General features: G+C 56.8%; 21 protein-coding genes. 7 read left to right on the forward strand and 14 right to left on the reverse strand.

Features of this window, described 5'->3' with window-relative positions; translation table 11 throughout:
• Positions 1–42 precede the first annotated feature (42 nt).
• The gene (locus CBW22_RS17255; RefSeq protein ID WP_088517300.1) at positions 43–1,170 is read right to left on the reverse strand and encodes an acyltransferase family protein; all 1,128 of its coding nucleotides are present in this window, start codon (positions 1,168–1,170) and stop codon (positions 43–45) included.
• 570 nt (positions 1,171–1,740) lie between these two features.
• Here CBW22_RS17255 and CBW22_RS17260 point away from each other — a divergent pair.
• The 3 genes from CBW22_RS17260 (at position 1,741) to CBW22_RS17270 (ending at position 3,505) form a co-directional block, all read left to right on the forward strand.
• On the forward strand, positions 1,741–2,541 hold the full coding sequence (locus CBW22_RS17260; RefSeq protein ID WP_071813634.1) for an SGNH/GDSL hydrolase family protein: 801 nt from the start codon (positions 1,741–1,743) through the stop codon (positions 2,539–2,541).
• A 114-nt stretch (positions 2,542–2,655) separates the two neighbouring features.
• On the forward strand, positions 2,656–3,120 hold the full coding sequence (locus CBW22_RS17265; protein ID WP_088517301.1) for a GNAT family N-acetyltransferase: 465 nt from the start codon (positions 2,656–2,658) through the stop codon (positions 3,118–3,120).
• A gap of 10 nt (positions 3,121–3,130) precedes the next feature.
• Positions 3,131–3,505 (forward strand): RidA family protein, encoded by a 375-nt coding sequence (locus CBW22_RS17270; RefSeq protein ID WP_088517302.1) that lies wholly within the window; start codon positions 3,131–3,133, stop codon positions 3,503–3,505.
• A gap of 288 nt (positions 3,506–3,793) precedes the next feature.
• Here CBW22_RS17270 and CBW22_RS17275 read toward each other — a convergent pair whose 3' ends face one another.
• A complete protein-coding gene (locus tag CBW22_RS17275; protein ID WP_088517303.1) occupies positions 3,794–4,738 on the reverse strand; it encodes an AraC family transcriptional regulator in 945 nt (314 codons plus the stop codon).
• A gap of 99 nt (positions 4,739–4,837) precedes the next feature.
• Between CBW22_RS17275 and CBW22_RS17280 the strand changes: the two genes are divergently transcribed.
• Positions 4,838–5,584, forward strand: coding sequence for an SDR family oxidoreductase (locus CBW22_RS17280; protein ID WP_088517304.1), 747 nt, complete (start codon positions 4,838–4,840; stop codon positions 5,582–5,584).
• Here CBW22_RS17280 and CBW22_RS17285 read toward each other — a convergent pair.
• Both CBW22_RS17285 and CBW22_RS17290 read right to left on the reverse strand, forming a co-directional pair.
• A complete protein-coding gene (locus CBW22_RS17285) occupies positions 5,581–6,009 on the reverse strand; it encodes a nucleotide triphosphate diphosphatase NUDT15 (protein ID WP_176428148.1) in 429 nt (142 codons plus the stop codon). The two genes, CBW22_RS17280 and CBW22_RS17285, sit on opposite strands and share 4 nt — an antisense overlap.
• Positions 6,010–6,089: 80 nt before the next feature.
• Complete coding sequence (locus tag CBW22_RS17290) at positions 6,090–7,238, reverse strand: MFS transporter (protein WP_088517306.1); 1,149 nt, start codon at positions 7,236–7,238, stop codon at positions 6,090–6,092.
• Between the two features lie 110 nt (positions 7,239–7,348).
• On the opposite strand from CBW22_RS17290, the gene CBW22_RS17295 reads away from it, so the two are divergent.
• Both CBW22_RS17295 and cybB read left to right on the forward strand, forming a co-directional pair.
• Positions 7,349–7,837 (forward strand): MarR family winged helix-turn-helix transcriptional regulator, encoded by a 489-nt coding sequence (locus tag CBW22_RS17295; protein ID WP_088517307.1) that lies wholly within the window; start codon positions 7,349–7,351, stop codon positions 7,835–7,837.
• Between the two features lie 87 nt (positions 7,838–7,924).
• Positions 7,925–8,464: a cytochrome b561 gene (gene cybB / locus CBW22_RS17300; RefSeq protein ID WP_088517564.1), complete on the forward strand. Its 540-nt coding sequence runs from the start codon at positions 7,925–7,927 to the stop codon at positions 8,462–8,464.
• A 77-nt stretch (positions 8,465–8,541) separates the two neighbouring features.
• Here the strand turns inward: cybB and CBW22_RS17305 are convergent, their stop codons facing one another.
• The 4 genes from CBW22_RS17305 to CBW22_RS17320 all read right to left on the reverse strand — a co-directional run bounded on the left by CBW22_RS17305 (position 8,542) and on the right by CBW22_RS17320 (position 12,705).
• Positions 8,542–10,482, reverse strand: coding sequence for a methyl-accepting chemotaxis protein (locus CBW22_RS17305; protein WP_088517308.1), 1,941 nt, complete (start codon positions 10,480–10,482; stop codon positions 8,542–8,544).
• 464 nt (positions 10,483–10,946) lie between these two features.
• Positions 10,947–11,276, reverse strand: a complete 330-nt coding sequence (locus CBW22_RS17310) for a YebG family protein (RefSeq protein WP_058775925.1) — start codon at positions 11,274–11,276, stop codon at positions 10,947–10,949.
• Positions 11,277–11,353: 77 nt separating this feature from the next.
• Positions 11,354–12,148 carry an SIR2 family protein gene (locus CBW22_RS17315; protein ID WP_088517309.1) on the reverse strand — a complete coding sequence of 265 codons (795 nt, stop codon included), beginning with the start codon at positions 12,146–12,148 and terminating at the stop codon, positions 11,354–11,356.
• Complete coding sequence (locus CBW22_RS17320) at positions 12,145–12,705, reverse strand: non-canonical purine NTP pyrophosphatase (RefSeq protein ID WP_010618047.1); 561 nt, start codon at positions 12,703–12,705, stop codon at positions 12,145–12,147. Before CBW22_RS17320 ends, CBW22_RS17315 begins: the two co-directional genes overlap by 4 nt.
• 372 nt (positions 12,706–13,077) lie before the next feature.
• On the opposite strand from CBW22_RS17320, the gene CBW22_RS17325 reads away from it, so the two are divergent.
• On the forward strand, positions 13,078–14,436 hold the full coding sequence (locus CBW22_RS17325; protein ID WP_088517310.1) for a putative bifunctional diguanylate cyclase/phosphodiesterase: 1,359 nt from the start codon (positions 13,078–13,080) through the stop codon (positions 14,434–14,436).
• 817 nt (positions 14,437–15,253) lie between these two features.
• On the opposite strand, the gene CBW22_RS17330 is transcribed toward CBW22_RS17325, so the two are convergent.
• Genes CBW22_RS17330 through CBW22_RS17355 form a run of 6 tightly spaced genes read right to left on the reverse strand, consistent with a single transcriptional unit; the run spans position 15,254 to position 20,666 of the window.
• Positions 15,254–16,165 (reverse strand): ABC transporter substrate-binding protein, encoded by a 912-nt coding sequence (locus CBW22_RS17330; RefSeq protein ID WP_088517311.1) that lies wholly within the window; start codon positions 16,163–16,165, stop codon positions 15,254–15,256.
• Positions 16,165–16,959 carry an amino acid ABC transporter ATP-binding protein gene (locus CBW22_RS17335; RefSeq protein ID WP_058770231.1) on the reverse strand — a complete coding sequence of 265 codons (795 nt, stop codon included), beginning with the start codon at positions 16,957–16,959 and terminating at the stop codon, positions 16,165–16,167. The genes CBW22_RS17330 and CBW22_RS17335 overlap by 1 nt, the downstream gene beginning before the upstream one ends.
• Positions 16,943–17,869 carry an amino acid ABC transporter permease gene (locus tag CBW22_RS17340; protein ID WP_021509060.1) on the reverse strand — a complete coding sequence of 309 codons (927 nt, stop codon included), beginning with the start codon at positions 17,867–17,869 and terminating at the stop codon, positions 16,943–16,945. Before CBW22_RS17340 ends, CBW22_RS17335 begins: the two co-directional genes overlap by 17 nt.
• Positions 17,870–17,880: 11 nt before the next feature.
• Positions 17,881–18,393: a GNAT family N-acetyltransferase gene (locus tag CBW22_RS17345; RefSeq protein ID WP_088517312.1), complete on the reverse strand. Its 513-nt coding sequence runs from the start codon at positions 18,391–18,393 to the stop codon at positions 17,881–17,883.
• A 9-nt stretch (positions 18,394–18,402) separates the two neighbouring features.
• Positions 18,403–19,335: an ABC transporter substrate-binding protein gene (locus CBW22_RS17350; protein ID WP_058759106.1), complete on the reverse strand. Its 933-nt coding sequence runs from the start codon at positions 19,333–19,335 to the stop codon at positions 18,403–18,405.
• Positions 19,336–19,352: 17 nt separating this feature from the next.
• Positions 19,353–20,666, reverse strand: coding sequence for an LLM class flavin-dependent oxidoreductase (locus CBW22_RS17355; protein WP_058770232.1), 1,314 nt, complete (start codon positions 20,664–20,666; stop codon positions 19,353–19,355).
• Between the last annotated feature and the right edge of the window lie 57 nt (positions 20,667–20,723).

The following is a 20,723-nucleotide window of genomic DNA, read 5'->3' on the forward strand; positions in this document are numbered from 1 at the left end:
AATAATACCCGGCACGCCAGTGGCTGCCGGGCATGATGACAATTACAGTCGCGCTTCGACCGGCACCGCCACTTTTTTATCTTTCGGCTTGAGGCCAAACATGAACGAGGCGAAGCGTGAACGTTTGACGATGGCGTAACACACCGCGCTCAGCGCAATCCCGAGGGCAAAATCGAACAGGACATACAGGACTGACAGGTTATCCGGTAACCAGACATCCAGCAGCCATGAGAAAATGATCACCACCGGATAGTGCAGCAAATAGATAATCAGCGCGGAGTCCACAATTGCCGTCAGAATGCGACTCTCTTTCACGTTGATGCGTTCGAAGCTAAATACCAGCCAGTAGGACAGCATCACCGACAGCACGCTGCCCAGCATCACCGGTACATATTTCATCACCCCGGTGATGTGGTTGTGCGCGACGACATAGCAGGCGGCCCACACCGCCAGCACCAGCGCGGCCACCAGCCAGCCATTCATCAGTTTACTGTTGGCGTACCGGGCAATTTTCTCGCGGTTGACGTATAACGCAAAGCCGGCGGTGTAATAGACGAGGAAACGTGCGGTCACCGGGATAAGCTCGACAAATTCCCCGCGGCCTTTCACCAGGAACTTCAGCACGAAGCAGGCGTTACCCAGAATCACCAGCGTGGCGATCAGCATTGGCAACGACATTTTGCCCAGCTGACGGGCGCTCCACTGATAGAACGCGCCGGGTACCAGCAGCGACATCACCGACAGCGACACGAGGAACCACAGGTGGTGCATCATGGTATAGCTGTTTAGCCAGCCTTCGAGACTCAGCGGAGTGTTATTCATCTGTCCCGCGATAAAATACATCAGCGGCGGAATAAACAGATAAGCTGATATCAGCGGAATCAGGACGCGCTTACGGCGATTATCCGTAAAGAATTTCTGCCCTTTGCGCAAAATAATCAGCGCGGAGAACATGCCCGAAAGAAAGAAGAACACTTCCATCCTGAAGGTGTGCACCATGCTCAGCAGTGCCGTGAATATTTCCGAGGGATCGCGCTGCGCGACATAATACCAGCCATTCTCACCCGGCAAACTCCGTGAGGCGTGTAATAACACCCCTTCCAGAATTAGTCCGGCGCGCAGCAGATCCAGGCCAATATTACGGCTGGATAAAAAGGATTCTGTTTTCACATTGCACATCCTGAAATGAGTTGTAACGCAATCATAATGATTCAGTCAGAATGCTAACACCGGATTAATCTGTATACATTATGTTTAGAAACGTTTCGGAATTTCGCCATAGTGTAAAGAATGCCACTGTGCAATGGCCATAAAGCTTAAGCCAGAATGTTCTGATGGTAAAAGTTATCGTCTGGCAGTGCTTATTCGCAGCTAACTGCCGGATAAATAGCGAAAACCCAATATTTTACAGAAGGTTGTGGATTACCCGATTCGACTCGCAGTGCGAAAATTCGCTAATCAAACGGCGTTATGTCCTGAAGCAACCATGATGTTTTAAGCAGGCGTCACTGCGGGATTTCCTGGCTGAAGGGAGGCTATTAGGCAGGGCTGGTTTTTACCTGATTGAATTTAAATAACTTTTATTCAGCAAGCGGCTTTTTTCTCAGAGTTGACCTAATTTTCACCCCGCAACCGTCCTTTCGGATTGTTGACCCGCAATCTCCCCTGTTAAGGTAACTCGCTTACGGTAAACAACCGATTCTCCATGTAACCTTGAGTATCAAAAGGCGGAAATTTGTTATGCAACGAGCGCTATCTGGCATCGTCACTTTGCTGATTACCACAGCCTGTCTGTGCAATACCGCATTCGCCGAAAGCGGCAAGCCCGATAATAACTTTATTATTGAAGCCTATGGCGGTTCCAGTACGCGTGGTGCCATGGCGATAAAGGAAAATGGCAAATTGCGCGCAATCTATATTAAAGACAATGAGATTGCTCTGATTAACCAATGGTTACAGGAGAAGTACGGCGATGGCATTCGTGTCGTGAATAAAGGCGCGTCCTCATCGCAGGCCATGGACCTGTTAAATGGCAAATATTTCTACAAGAATAATAAAAGCTGGCGCGAAGAGATGAAGAAATCGCCGGCAAAAATCATTTTGCTGAATTTTGCCACCAACGATGCACGCCATTTCCATTTCCGCGATATTGAAAAGGATTACCAGGTTAGCCCGGATAAATATACACAGGTGATGACACAGCTGATTACTATTGCCCGTGAAGAGGGTAAGCAGGTGATATTACAGGAGCCGCACCCGATTTGTGGCCGCGCGGAGAAATGGCACGTTGCACCTTACGTCACCAAACTGGACGCGCTGGCTAAAGCAGAGTCGGTGCCGCTGGCGCGTCAGTATCAGCGCATCCTGCAGATGAAAGACTGGCAGTCGCTAATGTCACCCGATTGTATTCATCCGTCCGAACAGCTGTACCGCATGAAAGCAGAGGAAACTTTTTCGGTGCTGGTCTCCCACTTTAATACCGAGCTGGCTGCTGCCGGGCATGGCAAAACCCCGGATGGCGAGCAGGTGGCGAAACGCTAAACCGGTGACTGGCTGACCGGTGAAAACGGCTTAACGCGAAATTTTAGCGGCATATTAACGGTAGTCTTTACCATCACGCTGTGATATCCCTCGTATTGTCGCGGAGGGATAACAATGAATATCAGTTTACTGAGCCAGTGTCCGCAGTTGCTGGATACGGTGGCAACTATGCTTCATCAGGAGTGGTCCGGGTTTTCTCACTGGCGCGACCGGAGCGCCATTCGTCAGCGCCTGCTGATGCGCAACGCGCAGCCGGCAAAAACGTTTACGCTGGTCGCGTTGAATGCAGAAAATGAAGTGCTTGCCACCGCCAGCACGATTCTTCACGAGCTTGATGACATCCATGAACGCCAGTTCTGGATGGGCGAAGTACTGACTGTCGCGGCACACCGCGGTAAAGGCGTGGCCTCTGCTCTGGTATTGCGTTTAATTGAAGAAGCTCGCCAGCGCGATATGGCAGAGTTGTGGCTGTATACGCCGGATCAGCAGGCGTTTTACCATCGCTATGGCTGGCAGGAAATCGAGCAGCGCATCGTGTCGTCAGAACAGGTTAGCGTGATGCGAAGGGAAATCTTTTAAGGAAAAGAAGATGTTGGTACGTAAAAACTATCCAGAACTGGGCGAAGTAAAAGCGCCTTACGTGCACGCCGTGAAGCATGGCGACACACTTTATGTTTCGGGTCTGACCGCCTTCGCAACAGCGGCGCAGCAGGCGGATATTGCTGCGCAGGCAGAAGTGATTTTCCAGCAGCTACATCTGCTCGCCGCTCAGGAGAATACTTCGCTAAAAAATCTAATTAAAGTGACGATTTTTATCACTTCATTCACCGATATAAATGCATTGCGCGACGTGCTTTACCGGCATTATGGCGAACACCTGCCCGCCAGTTCACTGGTGCAGGTTAGCCAGCTGTTTTGCCCCGATCTGAAAATCGAAATTGAAGCAATTATTGCTCTGTGGTGAAGTTGTAATTCTTTGTTTTAACGATGCTTTGATTTAAAACGATTCTTGTATGGTTACCTGTTGCCTACACAAGTATTCCCTGGTCGCCATAAATGGCGACCCTACAGGGTAATTGCACGGTTTTGTAATGTGTTTTGGCTCACCATAAATGGTGGCCCTGTCGGGTAACGGCACGGTTTGTAGGGTGCGCATTGATGCGCACCGGCATTAACAGGGTGATTTTTAAACTGAACGGCATTGCACGCTTTATGGCAGCCCGTTTTACGCTGGCGGCTGCCCCGGGCGTGATTAATTTACCTGGGCGATTGCTGGCTCAGCTTCTGCGGTGCCGCTGCGCCGTTCCGCGCCAGCAAAGCCGGTCGGCGTCTGGCCGGTGAAGCGGGTGAAAGCGATGCTGAAGGCGCTGGCAGAGCGGTAACCCACCCGTTCAGCCACGTCGGCCACTGACAGGCGACTGCTGCGCAGCAGATTTTTCGCCAGCGCCATGCGCCACGTCAGCAGATACGCCATCGGCGCCATGCCCACTGCATCGCGAAAACGCACAAAAAACGCCGAGCGCGATAGCGCCGCGTGTTTCGCCAGCTGGGGTACCGTCCAGCCATGGGCTGGCCTGGCGTGGATGGCGCGAATCGCCCCGGCCAGCCGCTCATCGGCCAGTCCACGCATCACGCCAGGCGATGCATTCGCCGCGGGCATTGCGCGCAGCGCCTCGATCAGCAGTAATTCCAGCAAACGCTCCAGCACGATCTGCCGTGCCGGACGCTGTGCACGGCACTCATCCCTGACCAGCTGCACCAGCGTGGTCAGGCGCGATGCGCCACGCACATGAATAAACTGTGGCAGTAACGAGACAATCAATCCCGCGTCAGGTGCGGCAAACTGGCAGTAACCAATCAGCGTCTGAACCTCGGCTGGCTGCTGCCGATCGCCAAGCCACACTTCGCCCGGCGCAAGCATCTCCGGCATCGAATCAGGCGCATCTGCGGCCGGTGGCTGCTCGCTGGTCATGCAAAACTCCCACGCAGCCGGAATCAGGACAAAATCCCCCTGCTCAAGCGCAACCGGAGGATGACCTTTCATTTCCAGTCGGGTGCGCCCCTCCAGCACCACGCAGTAAAACGGCTGGCCGGTCTCACTGCGCTGCACACGCCATAATCCATTGGCACGCGCGCGTTTGGAATAAGCCGCCCCGGGCTGTAACAGTGACACCATTTCGGCGAGCGGATCGATCATAATGGACTCCTGCAAATGAAACCAGGACTGTACGTTGTAGTGAGTCCGGTAGTGGCACTCTATAGTGAGCTCTTACCCAACGCAATGCAGGAGTGAACCATGAAAACCATTTTAATTACCGGCTGCTCTTCTGGTTTTGGTCATGCTATCGCGCTCTGGTTTCTGGAGCGCGGCTGGAAAGTCATCGCCACCATGCGCACCCCGCGCGCCGAACTGTTTCCCGAATCCGCCCATCTGCGCCTGCTGCCACTGGATGTCACCGATGCCGCCAGCATCAGGCAAACGCTGGCTGAAGCAGGAGAGATTGATGTGCTGGTCAACAATGCCGGCATCGGATTATTAACCTCGCTGGAAGGCGCGCCGATGTCCTCGGTGCGGGAAGTGTTTGAAACCAACACGCTGGGCACCATCGCCATGACGCAGGCGGTCATCCCGCAGTTCCGTGCGAAAAACAGTGGCATGGTGATCAATGTGACCTCGACGGTGACGCTGAAATCCCTGCCGCTGCTGGCGGTTTATACCGGCAGCAAAGCGGCAGTCAACGCCTTTACCGAGTCGCTGGCGCTGGAACTGCAACCCTTTAATGTTCAGGTGAGACTGGTATTGCCCGGGCTGGCACCCACCACCGACTTTGGCAAAAACGCCCGGCCGCGCATGGAAAACACCTTGCTTGAGCCTTACCAGCCGATGTTTGATGGCATCATCGCCGGCATGCAGCAGCCCCAGCCAACCACTAAAGCACAGGACGTTGCCGCTGCCGTGTGGCGTGCCGCGACCGATCCCGCCGCACCGATGCGCATCCCGGCCGGAGAAGATGCCGAAGCCTCGATGAAGCAATACGGTTAGCGATCTTTACGCTGGGCCAGCGCCTGCAGTGCCGCCAGACCGTCGCGCGCCAGCCAGCTTTGCAGCGGGGCAAACAACGGTTCAGGCAGCGCCTCAGGCGCGAACCAGTGCCAGCCTGCGCACTTATCCGGTTCCCGCAGTTGCGGCTCACCGCTGGCGTCCGGCGCTACCATCAGCAGCGTAATATAGTGGCGGTTGACCGCCGGAAACACATCGCTGACGAAGGCGCCGTTGTGTACGCAGTGCAGCTGTAAACCGGTCTCCTCCAGCACTTCCCGCCGCGCACAGGCTTCCGGTGATTCACCAAACTCCAGATGGCCGCCCGGCGCCGACCAGTCACCGGCACCGTGGCTGCCTTTACGCTGGCCGAGCAACAGCTTGCCATCGCGGAAAATTAATACGCCAACACCGACCTGTGGGGACATCATTGCTCCTGATTTATCGATCCTCTCACTCTGCACGGTTTATAAAACAGCGCACCCCGCCTGACAATGGTTTCCTGCCGTTATCGCTGGGGTTTGAGTCGCAGCGCCATCAGCATCAGTAGCAGCACGCCCGCCGCCATGATCTGCCACGCACTGTCGAGTGATGCCGCGCGGTCGCGCACAATGCCGGCCATCAGCGGCATCAGCGCGGCCAGCATATAGCCGCCGCCCTGCACAAACGACAGCAGCGCAGTGGCTTCTTCCGGCGTACGGGTATGATCAAGCGTGACGATCAGCGATAGCGGAAACAGCGCACCGATCCCCAATCCCAGCAGCAGCGTCGGCAACCAGGCGCGTTCGCCGCCCAGCCACAACAGTGCGATCAGCCCCAGCAGGATGGAAGCCAGCACCACCAGCAGCGGCCAGCGGCGATCGCGGCAGCGATGAATCAGTGCGGAGAGCATAAATCCGGCGGCGACTTCGGTCAGGGTTAATGCGCCCAGCACGTAGCCACTCTGCGCCGGCAGCCAGCCGTGTTGCATGTAAAATGGCGGCAGCCACGCCAGCACCAGCGTGTAAGCACCGGTGCCGATGCCAAAAAACAGCATCAACAGCCAGGCGCGCCGCGTGCGGTGTACGCCGCCGGCCGGTGGCGTGTTTACCCTCGTGGTCACAGGCTGCAGGCGCAGCCACAATATCAATGCGATCAGCGCCGGTAGCGACGGCAGCATCAGGGCGATCGTCAGTCCGGCATGGCTGGCGAGCGGCGCGGCGCTGGCTGCGGCCACTGCAGCTCCGGCCATAATACCGGTGGTGAACAGTGCCATTAACGTACCGGCACGCGAGGCGAAGTGACGCTTGATGAGCGCGGGCATCAGCGCCTGAATCAGCCCGATGCCGCAGCCCGCCAGCAGCGCGCTGGCGGTTAGCATGGTGGCACTGTGATCAACGCCACGCGCGCCACCCGCGAGCACCAGCACTATCAGGCCAGCGGTAATGCCGCGCGCTTCACCCAGCCTGCGCAGCAGCAGCGGCCCGGCCAGCGCCGCCAGCCCCATCATAATGACCGGCAGCGTCGTCAGCAGGCTCAGCTGTGTGGCACTGAGCCCTGCATCGTGCTGCAGTTGCAGGAACAGCGGTCCGATGGCCGCCATCACCGGACGCAAATTCAGCGCCACCACAAAAACCAGTAAAGCAAACATGCCAATAGCAGGTAAGGTACGATTCACATTCTGTCTCCATACGCCAAAGTATCTTAACGTTAAGATACTTTGCGGAAGAACGATAGCGGGTGCGCACAAAGCGACACATTGCCCGCCGTGAACTGATGAGAATTAACATGACTGACCACGTAGATTTTGTCGTTGCGCAATGGGCCAGCGCCATGCCGGAGCTGGACGCCTCTTCCATGGCGATTTTTGGCCGCATGCTGCGCCTGATGAAGCATCTGGCGAAAAAGCGCGCTGAGGCGCTGGCGCCCTTTGGTTTTCGCGATGGCGAATTTGATGTGCTGGCGACGCTGCGGCGTGCCGGCGCACCTTACCGGCTGTCGCCCACGCAGCTCTACAAATCGCTGCTGGTTACCTCCGGTGCCATGACCAACCGGCTTAACCGGCTGGAAGAAGAGGGATTGATTGCGCGTGTTGCCGATGCCGATGATAAGCGCAGCACGCTGGTGATGCTGACGCCGGCCGGGCTGGCAAAGATTGAGCAGGCGCTGCAGGTGCATACGCAAACGCAGAACGCGCTGCTGGCCACGCTGGACGATCGGCAGCAGCAGCAGCTTGCCGCCCTGCTGCGTCAGCTGTTGCAGACAGCCGAAAAGTAAGCCGGACGGGATGTGGCAAAAAATGAATTAATTCAGCGCGTTTTTCGCTATGTTAAGCATCCCACACCGCTTATTTTCGGACTGGCTATGCGTAACAAATATGCCCCTGCGCAAATCTTTATTCACTGGCTGACGCTGGTACTGGTGGCCACCGCTTACTGCACCATGGAGTTTCGCGGCTTATTCACGCGCGGATCCTGGCAAGGCTACACCATGATCGTCGGACATTTCAGCGCCGGCAGTTGTGTGTTGTTGCTGATGCTGTCACGCATTGTGCTGCGTTTTCGCCATCGCAGCCCGAAAATCGAACCCCAGCCGCCGCACTGGCAAACCGGACTGGCGCATCTGATGCATCTGGCGATCTATCTGTTCTTTATCGTGCTGCCGATTCTCGGCATCCTTTCGCGCTTCTACATGGGCCGTAACTGGTGGATTTTCGCGATTCCGATGCCGGTCAGCGCCAGCCCGGATCCGGACTTTGCTGATATGCTGAGCGACTGGCACGAAACCCTCGCGCCCTACGGCTACTGGCTGATTGGTCTGCACACGGCGGCCGCGCTGGTGCATCATTATCTGATTAAAGACAATACGTTGCTGCGCATGATGCCGTCACGGCGAAACGGATGAAAGGAAAGGAATTGGACGGTCGCCTGACGTGGCGACCGTCCTGATTTACGCAGCGTGCCAGCGATCGGTCACCGACCTCAGCTGAGGTGAAAACGTCCCACGGTATGCGCCAGCTGTGCCGCCTGGTCTTCCAGCGAACTGGCGGCGGCTGACATCTGCTGGACCAGCGCGGCGTTCTGCTGGGTGGTGCCATCCATCTCGTTCACCGCTATCGTTACCTGGCTGATGCCGCGCGCCTGCTCGTCTGACGCGGTAACAATCTCGCCGATAATGGTGCGCACCGAGTTCACCGCCTGCGTCATCTCCTGCATGGTTTTACCGGCATCCTGCACCAGCTGCACACCGCTGCCGACGCGCTGCCCGGACTCTTCAATCAGCGCAGCGATATCCTTCACCGCATTGGCGCTGCGCTGTGCCAGATTACGCACTTCCGACGCCACCACGGCAAAACCGCGTCCCTGTTCCCCGGCGCGCGCCGCTTCAACCGCAGCGTTAAGCGCCAGAATGTTGGTCTGGAAGGCGATGCTGTTGATAATGGCGGTGATGTCGCCGATTTTCTTCGCGCTGTCGTCAATTTGCGCCATGGTCTGCACCACCTGGCCCACCAGTGACTCACCGCGGCTGGCGATGTGCGTGGCGTTATCGGTCAGCGTCGTCGCCTGATGCGCGTTAGCAGCGTTGTGTTTTACCGTCGCGGTAATCTGCTCCATACTGGCGGCAGTTTGTTCCAGTGCGGCCGCCTGCTCTTCGGTACGTGACGCGAGGTTGAGGTTGCCGCTGGCGATTTCACCCGCGCCCTGGCGCACCGACGCGCTGGCATCCTGAATCTGTCCGACAATCTCGCGCAGCTGGTTTTGCATAGTGTGCAAGGCAAAGAACAGACTGCTGTTGTCGCGCGCTTTCAGCGGGATGACGTTATCCAGTTTGCCATCGGCCACCGCCAGCGCAATGGTGGCTGCGGTCAGTGGCTCACCGCCAATCGGCTTCAGCACTTTACGACTAAATACCAGCCCAAGCAGTGCACACACCACCAGGATGCTGATCACCATTAAAATCACCGCGTTAATCAGCTGACGGTGCGCCGCTTCCATCACCTTGCTCACCGGGGCCACCACGCCGAGATACCATTTCTGATCGCTGTTACCGATCACCACCGGCCGCCAGGCCACCAGCGCATCCTCGCCCAGAATAGCGTCATGCTGTTCGGTGACCGTGCTGCTGAAATTATGTGTGTCGCCCTTCGAGGCTTTGCTGGTCTGGCTTTTGTCCGGATAAGACACCACATTGCCCGCGCTCGAGAGCAGCATGGCGTAACCGCTGCCTTCCCACGGTTTGATGCTGTTCACTTTTTCCTGCAGTGACGCCAGTGAGATATCGGACGTCACCACGCCCCACAGTTTGCCCTGGCTGATAATTGGCGCGGCCACCGAGGTCAGCAGCGTTGGCACACCGTTATAGGCATAGCTATAAGGTTCGATCAGCGTATCTTTCTGGCTTTTCTGCGGCAGCAGATAGTAATCGCCCTGGCCTGGCGTAAAGATTGAGGTCAGCGGATGCAGGGCAAAATTGCCGCCCTGGTCGCGATCGACAAAATAGGCGTAACGTCCTTTAGGTGCCGCGCCAGCCTGAGAGGCAAACTCAGCATCGCGTCCGTCAAACGCGTTTTCTTCGAAGATGACCGAAATGGAGAGATAATCCGGATTATCACGCAGTGCAGAAACCAGCAGCTTATCGGCCACTTTGCGGTCCTGCACGCCGGCAGCCGGCAGGGCAATCAGACTGTGGCCGAGGTTGTGTGCGACATCGCGTGCGTAACTCAGCTCTTGCTGGATTTGCAGCGCCTGACTCTGCGCAATCTGCTGTAAGTAACTTTCCGCCAGCGATTTTTGCTCATTGCTGGACTGCCAGCTGAGCACGCCGATAGTCACGGCGAAGCCGAGGGTGATGGTTAAGGCGCCCGTCAGCAGCATTTGTGTGCGGGTGCTCATTTTTTTCTTATTAGATACGGTTGTGGCCATGTCGGCGCTCCTGGTGTTGACACTTTATTACTGAAAAAGAATCACGCCCTGTGCACCTGCATCCCTGTAATCACTCTATCGGCGCACAATCCGGGAACTTAATGGCCTGGCAGGTCCGATCAGAAAACCATCAACCGCTGTTGTGGCGTCGGGTCGCCATTAAAAACGCTAAGACGATGCAGTAAAAAAAGAGGGAATTTGATCTGGCGCAAGATCGCCACTTCGTTGTGCTGTCAGGTTATTGCGTACGGGCGCAACGCGCCGCATAACAAGAGGAATGCAACATGGCAGGTAAATTGAGTCTGGCAGGGTTAATGGTGGTCTGGCTGGTGTATGTGGCGTGGATGGTCAGTTACTACTCAGGCACCTTCTCTCTTTTCACGCACTGATCCTTAGCACGGTTCCCAGGCCAGCACAGAGTCTGGCCCGGATTCAGCAGCAGTGCAAAGCGAACGCGCTGTTCCTCAGGCGGCTTTGACCGCACGCACCTTCTTCTCTTTTTCCGGCGCAGCCGTATCGCTGTCGTCAGCAGCGGTTTCGCCGCTGTCTTTCACCGCGTCCGGCAGTTTGCTGGTGCGCAGAATGTGTTGCACCGCGTCTTTCTGTTCGGCCAGCAGCATACCCAGCGCTTCGGCCTGGGCCTCATCCATCGCTGGCTGATGTTGCTGCAGCCAGTCGGTGAACGCGTCGGCCATATCGAGCATTTTGTCCCATGCATCTGCGTCTTTTTTATTGGCAAACGTCATCTTCTCTTCACCCTTTCTGACCACAACATATTTGGTTTCGACTGCCATGATGCACCTCATCTACTGTGTTTATATACAGTATATTTCATTCAGCTTTATTTCGCCAACGGTTTTCTGCTTGCCGTTTAAGCCAGCAGCTCTTCGAGGAAGGTTGCCAGCGCTTTGCGCGGATCGTCCTCTTCAGACACGATCATTTCAATGCCCCACTGCCCCAGTACCTCTTTCGCCACCGGATTATTACGGTTGGTGAACAGGTAGGATTTAGGCCGTGCGGTCGCCAGCCCGGTGCGGCCCCACATCTTGGTCAGGCGATAAAACAGCAGGCGGATATTGAAATCGCTGATGCTGTAGCCAACAAACAGCACGGAATTACCCATAACATCATGGGTCAGTTTGATATCCAGCGGCGAGTCAAAATAGAGCCGCTCGAAGTAGCTGCTCTCATCCAGCACGATGGAGGTATCATCGTCAAAATCGCCATGAAGTTTAATAATATGGCGCTTATCTTCGGTCAGCGACACCAGATCGGCGGCATTAGCGACCTTGCTGTACGGCACGTTGTGCGCTTCATGCGCCATCTCCAGCCAGCGGTCGTAATTGGTGGTATAGATGCGCGAGAAATTGCCCTGGGTGATCATGGTGTGGATTTCAGAGCTGCGCACGTCGATGTCCGGACGGTGCCACTCGCGATCCATCCAGCTGCGCAGCGGGCCGAGCGAGCCTTTGCGCTGTTTGTAATACTCCGCCAGCGACAAATGGGTGCCGTAGGTATTGAAGATTTTCGGATCGTAACCCAGCTCATTAGCCAGATGTGCAATCAGCTCGTGCCACTCCGGCAGTCCGAGATTGCGTGAGATGCCCGCACCGGCGAACAGAACCAGTTTGCCGGCATCGTAAGCGCGTTTGAGTTCCGGTTTCATGCCAGTCCCCGCGAAGTTTTCAGAAAGGTGGCAAAGCGATCCAGCGCCAGGCGGCGCATCGAGATTTCGTTTTTCAGTTCGCCCATTTCAGCGAATGTCTGGGTGTGCCCTTCCGGGATAAAGACGCAGTCCCACTGAAATTCGCGCGGCCCCGCCGGCTCCCGTGCAATGGTGCCGCGCAGCTGGCCTTCAAACTGGTACATTTTGCGCCCGTCACAGTAGCCGAGGACGGTTTTCGCGGTCACGCCCGGGCTATCCAGCCCGTTCACCAGTTTGGTAAAGCGTTCCGCATTCAGCCGGCTCCAGAAGATGCGCGTCAGACCGGCGGGCAGGCCATTGAGCCCATCCAGATATAGGCCGGTATGCTCGACAAACAGCGGGCGGCCAATGATTGAAAAGGCTTTAGTCAGTTTGTCACGAACCAGCTCCACCTCATTTTCGGTCTGAATCTCTTCAATACGGCGCGCAATGGGCACCACTTCGACACCCACCGGCTCAAGGATGGTACGCACCTCGGCCAGCTTGAGTTCATTAGCAGATAAGAAACGAATTTTCATTGCAATCAGTATGTTGAAAGTGGGTTAGTCCAACCTGGTGACGCGTATCCGGCTGCGGTTCCGGCTGTTATTGTCCGGCACGCTGTCGCCGCGCCGCGTGGTCATTCTACTCTGCGGCGACGTCACTGGCGAGGAACAATCGGGTCGTGCTGCGCGCGCCTTCGCCGGGATAGCGCATCGCTTATCGCTGGCGGCGTTAAATATTGCGCCTGAATGCGTTAATAGCGCTATTTGACGCCGCTTATGTCAAATATAAAAATCCGCGCTTAACGCGCAAATAATCTGAAAACAATTATGACAGTCGTCTCGCTTAAATATATTATGTGGCGTTTACACCTTCACGCGTCATGACAATAAATCCCGGAACCGTTTATGAACCCTTTGTTGAGTTCAGCCTGGTCGCGCATCCGTAATCTGCCCTTCATTCTGCAGGGTGATAGCCCGGAAAAAAAGCTCCGCCTGACGCTGCTGATTGCCGGCGTCGCCAGTATCGTGGCCGGTATCTTTATGGCAACACTGGATTTCAGTCGCGGTCATCATGACATTGGCTGTCTGTATATCGCCAGTATAGCGCTGGGGGGCTACATCATCATCGGCGCCTTCAGCGACCGGCTGGAGCGGCATCTGGCGATCATTACCCATGCGTTATTATTCACCATCATCGTGCTGTTGCTGGTGGATAATCATCACGCTGCCGGCAAGCGTTCAGAATATAACTATCTGGTGGCCTTGATCGTCGGTTCGGCACTGGTGTTGCGCCAGCAATCCTTTTATCTGAGTAAAATATTTCCGCTGCTGTGCCTGCTGTGTTATCTGTTTTTTGTCACCACCGGTCTGATCTGGGAAAATAATCGTTTTCATCTCAATATTCCGCAGGAAGCCGTTTTTACCGTTTTCAATTGTGCAGTGCCGGTGACGGCACTGCTGTCGACCGTGTTTACCTATGGCGGCAATTATTCCGCCACCGATCTTATCAAGCGCGAACTCGCGTCCGCCATCGAGCGCAAGCAGCTGGAGCTCTATTATCAGCCGCAGGTCGATGGCGACAAAAACCTCATCGGTTTTGAAGCGTTGCTGCGCTGGAAGCATCCGGAGAAAGGCTTTATCTCGCCGGAGGTGTTTATTCCGGTAGCCGAAAAAAGCGGGCTTATTATTGATATTGGCAAGTGGGTGCTGGAGCGCATGCTGCAGCAAATCGTCGAGTGGGATCGTGTGCTGCGGCTGCCTCCGCTGGTGTTTTCCATCAATATCAGCCCGCTGCAGTTGATGCACCGCGACTTCACCCATGACACGCTGCTGACGCTGTCGCATTACAAAATCCGTCCCGAGCGGCTGAAGTTTGAAATTACCGAGACCACCTTTATTTACGATCAGCAGCGCATTGGGGATGTCATCAACCATTTCAGCCAGTTAGGGATTAAGTGGGCGATCGACGATTTCGGCGTCGGTTACTCTTCGCTTAAGTCGCTGAGTGATTTCGCTATTGATGATATTAAGATTGATAAATCCCTGATCATGCACATTTTTGAAAACGAATCGGCGGCGATTGTGGTGCAAAAGACCATTGAGCTGTCACGCGCGATGGGGCTGAACGTGCTGGCGGAAGGGATTGAGAGCGAGGAGTATTTCGAGCACCTGCGCAATAAGGGCTGCCATTTATTCCAGGGTTACCATTTTGCCCGCCCGCTGCCCGCCGCCGAAGCATTGCAGTGGATAAAAAAAGCAGGATAAATCGGGCGGGATGACGTGTGGACGGATTGCTGTGTCCTCACGCAATACATCACATTGCACGAAACTGTAGCGACGCGATTTATCGCGCGAATGTTCAGAAGCGCCATGCACATCCAGTCATAGCGCAATAAATTGCGCCGCTACGCTACGTGCGAAGTGTCATTCCGGTACTTGTAAACCGCACATCCTGTAGCGGCGCGATTCATCGCGCGAATGTTCAGAAGCGCCATGCCCATCCCGGCATAGCGCAATAAATTGCGCCGCTACGCTACGTGCGAAGTGTCATTCCGGTACTTGTAAACCGCACATCCTGTAGCAGCGCGATTTATCGCGCTGATGTTCAGAAGCGCCATGCCCATCCCGTCATAGCGCAATAAATTGCGCTGCTACGGTGCGTGCGAAGTGTCATTCCGGTACTTATATACCGCACATCCTGTAGCAGCGCGATTTATCGCGCTGATGTTCAGTTGCACCGTGCCCATCCCGACATAGCGCAATAAATTGCGCCGCTACGCTACGTGCGAAGTGTCATTCCGGTACTTATAGACCGCACATCTTGTAGCGGCGCGATTTATCGCGCGAATGTTCAGAAGCGCCATGCACATCCCGTCATAGCGCAATTAATTGCGCCGCTACGCTACGTGCGAAGTGTCATTCCGGTACTTGTAAACCGCACATCCTGTAGCGGCGCGATTTATCGCGCGAATGTTCAGAAGCGCCATGCCCTCCCGGCATAGCGCAATGAATTGTGCCGTTACCGCTATTGCCTGTGTTGTTGAACGGATGAAAACTCATCTCGCCGCTCTGCCACCCCGCCCTACTTCTCCTGATAAACAATCCCGGGCGGATTAACCTGCGAAATCTCCACCGCCTCGCCCTCTTCACCCCATCTTGCCAGCACCTGGTGGTACTGGCCGCCAGCAATAGCGCCGTTGATCGCCTGCTGCAGCGCCACGTCCAGACCATTGCCCTTCTTCGTGGTGACCGCCACCCAGGCGCGAAACGGTCCGTGCCCGACAATTTTGGTTTGCCCGCGCGAAGCCACTTTCCACGCCGCCATGGCCTGCGGGCCGAATGACGCATCGGCCCGGCCAGAGAGCAGCGCCAGCGTGGCGGAGGCATCATCGTTGAGATAAATCGGCTGCACCGGGGCCAGGCCCTGCGCCCGATTCTTCTCATCCCAGCTCAGTAAGATTCGCTCCTGATTGGTGCCGGAGCCCACGATAATCCGTTTGCCGGCCACGTCTTCCCGGCGACGAATCGCGCTGATTTTACTGTCCGCTTTCACCGCGAAGGCATGGTTATCCGCGCGATAGGTGGCGAAATCAAACTTCTGCTTGCGCTCCTCGGTCACTGCGATATTAAACATCGCCACATCATAGCGCCCTGCCGTGATGCCCAGCGGCCAGTCCTCCCACGCCGCCGGCACCAGCCTGAGTTTCAGTCCGAGGCTGTCGGCCAGCAGGCGCGCAATGTCCGGGTCGCTGCCGATCAGCGTTTTATTATCGGACGCCCAGAGGCCAATCGGCGGTGAATTATTGGCTGAAGTGGCGACGGTTAAATAGCCGGGGTGAACAAAATGAAATCCGGCGGGGATCTTCGCGATCGCCTGCTGATTGGCCGCCATGGTGATCGGCGTTTCGTTATGACTGGCGTCCAGCTGTTGCGCGCCTGTCGCGGGTGCCGCCAGCACCGCACCCGCCAGCGCGACTATGATCACTTGCTTCATTACAGCACCCTGGCGAGGAAACGTTTGGTGCGCTCATGACGCGGCTGATTTAGCACCTGCTGGCTGCTGCCCTGCTCAACCACGCGCCCGTCAACCATAAACACCACGTTATCCGCCACTTCGCGCGCAAAGCCGATCTCGTGCGTGACAATCACCAGCGTGGTGCCGGAGCGCGCCAGCTTTTTAATCACATCCAGCACTTCGCCCACCAGTTCCGGGTCGAGCGCCGAAGTCGGCTCATCAAACAGCATCACACGCGGGTTGAGCATCAGCGCACGCGCAATCGCAATGCGCTGCTGCTGACCGCCAGAGAGATGCCGTGGCCAGGCATCGGCTTTGTGCCGCAGGCCGACCACATCCAGCAGCTCACCGGCGCGATCGATCGCTGCCCGGCGCGACAGCTGACGATGGGCAATCGGCGCTTCAATCAGATTTTCCAGCACCGTCAGGTGCGGAAACAGATTGAAGTTCTGGAACACATAGCCGACGTTGATGCGCTGCCGCAAAATCGCCTTCTCTTTCAGCTCATAGAGTTTATCGCCGCGCCGCTGGTAGCCGATGTAATCGCCATCGATCTGAATAAAGCCTTCATCCACGCGCTCCAGATGATTGATGGTGCGCAGCAGCGTCGATTTGCCAGAACCGGACGGCCCGAGGATCACCGTCACCGAACCGGGAGCCAGCTCAAGCGACACATCATCGAGCGCTTTATGCCGGCCAAACGTCTTGCTGACGCCGGTAATACTGATGGCGCCGGTGGTATGCAGATAGCGGTAATCAATGGCTTCGGACATGAGACAGCTCCTCGTTGACGGCAGGGTTCACGCTGCGGTTGCGCCACTGGCGCCAGCGCGAAGGTTGCGGTTCACGCGTGACGCTGCGTGCCAGCCAGCGCTCGACGCTGTGCTGCAGCAGCGACAGCACGGTGGTGATGATCAGATACCAGGCGGCTCCGACCATCAGCAGCGGGATCACCTGCTGGGTACGGTTGTAGATCATCTGGATGGTGTAGAACAGCTCGGGCATCGCCAGCACGTACACCATTGAGGTGCCCTTGGCGAGGCTGATGATCTCATTAAAGGTGGTGGGAATAATCGCGCGCAGCGCCTGCGGCAGAATGATGCGAAACGTGCGGCGCGACGACGATAATCCCAGCGCCGAAGCGGCTTCAAACTGACCGTGATCGACGCCTAGAAACCCGCCGCGAATAATCTCCGCGCTATACGCGCTCTGCACCAGCGTCAGGCCAATCACCGCCGCCGGGAACTGGCCGAGCACGTTGATGGTCTGGAAGTGCCCCCACGACAGGGCGGTGAACGGAATACCGAACGACAGCGTGTCGTACAGGTACGAGAAGTTATACAGAATGATCAGCACCACAATCAGCGGCAGCGAGCGAAACAGCCAGATATAGCCAAACGCCAGCGTGCTCAGCAGCCACGATGACGAGAGCCGCGCCAGGGCCAGCAGGCCGCCGAATATCAGGCTCAGCAGCGTGCCGCACAGCGTCAGCAGCAGCGTTTGTCCCAGGCCATTAAGAATCACCGGATCGAAAAACCAGCGGGCAAACACGCTCCACTCCCAGCGCGGATTAAAAGCCACGGAATCGATCACCGCCGCAAGGATAAACAGCGCGATGATGGCACCGACGGTACGCGCCGGATAGCGTGCGGGCACCACGGTCAAAGGTTGTTGCTTACTCATGGTGGCTCTCCTTAGCTGGCCTGCGCCACGTTGTGCACATCAATCACTTTGAGAAAACGCAGCCGGCCATCGTGCGGCGGCTGGCCGTAAATCTCCATATCTTCGCGCAGCTCAAACTGCGGCTGATAGCCGTGGCCGATATACAGCTGTACCGCTTCCGGCTGACGGAAACCGGTGGTGAGAAACACGCGCTGATAGCCTGCGCGTAGCGCCCGGCGCTCCAGCTCCTGCAGAATCAGCAGTGCCAGTCCCTGACGGCGCAGGTCACGCCGCGTCCAGATGCGCTTCAGTTCGGCGGTGGTAGCATCCCACGGTTTGTAGGCGCCCATGGCGATGATCTCACCGTCGCGCTCCAGCACGATGAACAGCCCGCGCGGCGGCAAATACCACTCGGTCAGCTCAACTTCATTGTGTTTCCTGAAGAAATCGCCGTAGCGTGCTGCATATTCACCAAACAGACCGTCAAGAATCGGCTGCAGCTCCGGCACTTCCGGTGACACTTCGCGGAAAAATTGCTGGCTCATGCCGCCTCCTTAATCGCCCAGTCCGGGCGGATTGATCTCGGAACGATCCAGACGCTCCACGCCTTCACCCCAGCGGTTCAGCACCTTGTCGTAGTCACCGTTTTTGATCACGCCATTGAGTGCGGTGTTAATTGGCTGCACCAGCCCGTTGTCTTTCTTCACCGTCACCGCGATGTGCGCCGCCTTCGGCCAGCCGCCGTCCACGCTACCCACCAGCCGGGTCTTTTTGGTCAGCGCCGCTTTCCATGCGCCAATCACGTTAGGGCCGAAGTAAGCGTCGGCGCGCCCGGCCTGTAGCGCCAGCGTCTGCGCAGCGTCATCTTTGGTATAAACCGGTGTGAAAGGCTTCAGTCCCTTAGCCTGATTCTCTTTATCCCAGGCCAGCAGGATGGCCTCCTGATTGGTGCCGGAGCCGACGATGATGCGCAGGCCGGCGATATCTTCTGCCTTGCTCAGCGAGGTAATCGGGCTGCTGGTTTTCACATAGAAGCCCAGCGAATCTTTGCGGTAGGTGGCAAAATCAAAACGCTGTTTACGATCTTTGGTCACCGTCACGTTGGTGATCGCCGCGTCATATTTGCCCGATGCCACGCCCAGCGGCCAGTCTTCCCACGAGGTGGGCACGATGTTGAGCTTCAGCCCGAGGCTGTCGGCCACCAGACGCGCGATATCTACCTCACTGCCCAGCAGCGTTTTATTATCGTCGCTGAATACCGTGAGCGGCGGCGAGTTGAGTGCCGCCACCGCCACGGTGAACGATCCCGGCACAGCAAATTTGTGACCCGCCGGAATTTGCGCCACGGCGGCAGGATTCTCTGGCGTGTTGATGGGCGTTTTATTGGCGGCAAGACTCACCTGCTGACCATTGACGGCCACGTCCTCGGCCAGTGCCGCACTGCTCAGGCCCAGTAACAGCAGCGCAATCAGGGATTTTTTCTGCATAGCGTATTTTCTCATCGTTATTGTGGTGTGAACTGGTTGAGCGGTTGTTTCAGACCAAAGCTGGCGCGCAGCGTGCTGCCCGGGTATTCACGACGCGTCAGGCCGCGCGCCTGGAGAACCGGAATCACCTGATCAACAAAACGCTCGAAGGTGTCCGGCGTGCCGCCCTGAATAATGAAACCGTCAGTGGCTTCGGTTTCGAACCACAGCTGCAGACCATCCGCCACCTGCTGTGGCGTGCCGTGAAATAGCGGACGCGGCGTCGCGGCTTCCAGCGCCGCCTGGCGCAGCGTATGGCCGTGTTCGCGCGCTTTGCGTTTGATTTCGTCGGTGGTGCTACGGAAGCTGTTCTGGCCAATATCGCCAATGTCCGGGAACGGCTGGTCGAGCGGATACTGCGAGAAGTCGTGATGGTCAAAGAAGCGACCGAGATAGTTGAGTGCATCCTCAATCGAGACCAGCGCCGCGGTGGTCTGGTACTGGCGCTCGACATCTGCGTCATCCTCCCCCACGATCACACTGACGCCCTGGAAAATGTGCAGATCGCCCGGTTCACGCCCGTTCGCCACCAGCTGCTGCTTCACATCCCGGTAGAACGCCTGCGCTTCTTCGCGCGTTGGCTGATGGGTGAAGATGGCGTCAGCATGACGCGCCGCCAGCTTGCGGCCATCTTCCGAGGCGCCCGCCTGAAAGATAATCGGCCGGCCCTGCGGTGTGCGCTCAATGTTCAGTGGCCCCTGTACCTGGAAAAAATCACCGTGATGATTCAGCGTGTGCAGTTTGTCAGGCGCATAGAACTGACCGCTGGCTTTATTGCGCACAAACGCGCCCTCTTCCCACGAATCCCACAACCCTTTCACCACCTGCAGATATTCGTCGGCGATGCGGTAGCGCAGCGCATGCTCGGGATGCTGCTGACGCGAAAAGTTTTTTGCCGAGCCCTCCAGCGGCGATGTCACCACATTCCAGCCCGCACGCCCGCCGCTGAGATGGTCGAGACTGGCGAACTGGCGGGCGACGGTGAACGGCTCACTGTAGGAGGTGGACACCGTACCGACCAGACCGAGATGCTCGGTGACGCCGGCCAGCGCCGACAGCAGCGTCAGCGGTTCAAAGCGGTTAAGAAAGTGCGGGATCGATTTCTCATTGATGAACAGGCCATCGGCGACAAACAGGAAATCCAGTTTGCCAGCCTCGGCTTTACGGGCGATACGGCGGGCGTAATCAAAACTGATGCTGGCATCCGCCTGCGCCGCCGGATGACGCCAGGCGGACATGTTGCCGGATGCGCCGTGCAGAATGGTGCCGAGGCGCAGTTGTCTTGCAGTCATAATCGTCTCTCTTTGCTCATGGCGCAGCCTGCCGGCGATAGCCTTATCGCCGTACAG

This window comes from Pantoea sp. VS1 (assembly GCF_002207995.1).
GTDB lineage: Bacteria > Pseudomonadota > Gammaproteobacteria > Enterobacterales > Enterobacteriaceae > Pantoea > Pantoea dispersa.

Coding starts and splice junctions, on each gene's coding strand:
- CBW22_RS17260 (WP_071813634.1), top strand. CDS start 1,741: ATGCAACGAGCGCTATCTGGCATCGTCACTTTGCTGATTACCACAGCC.
- CBW22_RS17265 (WP_088517301.1), top strand. CDS start 2,656: ATGAATATCAGTTTACTGAGCCAGTGTCCGCAGTTGCTGGATACGGTG.
- CBW22_RS17270 (WP_088517302.1), top strand. CDS start 3,131: ATGTTGGTACGTAAAAACTATCCAGAACTGGGCGAAGTAAAAGCGCCT.
- CBW22_RS17275 (WP_088517303.1), bottom strand. CDS start 4,738: ATGATCGATCCGCTCGCCGAAATGGTGTCACTGTTACAGCCCGGGGCG.
- CBW22_RS17280 (WP_088517304.1), top strand. CDS start 4,838: ATGAAAACCATTTTAATTACCGGCTGCTCTTCTGGTTTTGGTCATGCT.
- CBW22_RS17285 (WP_176428148.1), bottom strand. CDS start 6,009: ATGTCCCCACAGGTCGGTGTTGGCGTATTAATTTTCCGCGATGGCAAG.
- CBW22_RS17295 (WP_088517307.1), top strand. CDS start 7,349: ATGACTGACCACGTAGATTTTGTCGTTGCGCAATGGGCCAGCGCCATG.
- cybB (WP_088517564.1), top strand. CDS start 7,925: ATGCGTAACAAATATGCCCCTGCGCAAATCTTTATTCACTGGCTGACG.
- CBW22_RS17305 (WP_088517308.1), bottom strand. CDS start 10,482: ATGGCCACAACCGTATCTAATAAGAAAAAAATGAGCACCCGCACACAA.
- CBW22_RS17310 (WP_058775925.1), bottom strand. CDS start 11,276: ATGGCAGTCGAAACCAAATATGTTGTGGTCAGAAAGGGTGAAGAGAAG.
- CBW22_RS17315 (WP_088517309.1), bottom strand. CDS start 12,148: ATGAAACCGGAACTCAAACGCGCTTACGATGCCGGCAAACTGGTTCTG.
- CBW22_RS17320 (WP_010618047.1), bottom strand. CDS start 12,705: ATGAAAATTCGTTTCTTATCTGCTAATGAACTCAAGCTGGCCGAGGTG.
- CBW22_RS17325 (WP_088517310.1), top strand. CDS start 13,078: ATGAACCCTTTGTTGAGTTCAGCCTGGTCGCGCATCCGTAATCTGCCC.
- CBW22_RS17330 (WP_088517311.1), bottom strand. CDS start 16,165: ATGAAGCAAGTGATCATAGTCGCGCTGGCGGGTGCGGTGCTGGCGGCA.
- CBW22_RS17335 (WP_058770231.1), bottom strand. CDS start 16,959: ATGTCCGAAGCCATTGATTACCGCTATCTGCATACCACCGGCGCCATC.
- CBW22_RS17340 (WP_021509060.1), bottom strand. CDS start 17,869: ATGAGTAAGCAACAACCTTTGACCGTGGTGCCCGCACGCTATCCGGCG.
- CBW22_RS17345 (WP_088517312.1), bottom strand. CDS start 18,393: ATGAGCCAGCAATTTTTCCGCGAAGTGTCACCGGAAGTGCCGGAGCTG.
- CBW22_RS17350 (WP_058759106.1), bottom strand. CDS start 19,335: ATGCAGAAAAAATCCCTGATTGCGCTGCTGTTACTGGGCCTGAGCAGT.
- CBW22_RS17355 (WP_058770232.1), bottom strand. CDS start 20,666: ATGACTGCAAGACAACTGCGCCTCGGCACCATTCTGCACGGCGCATCC.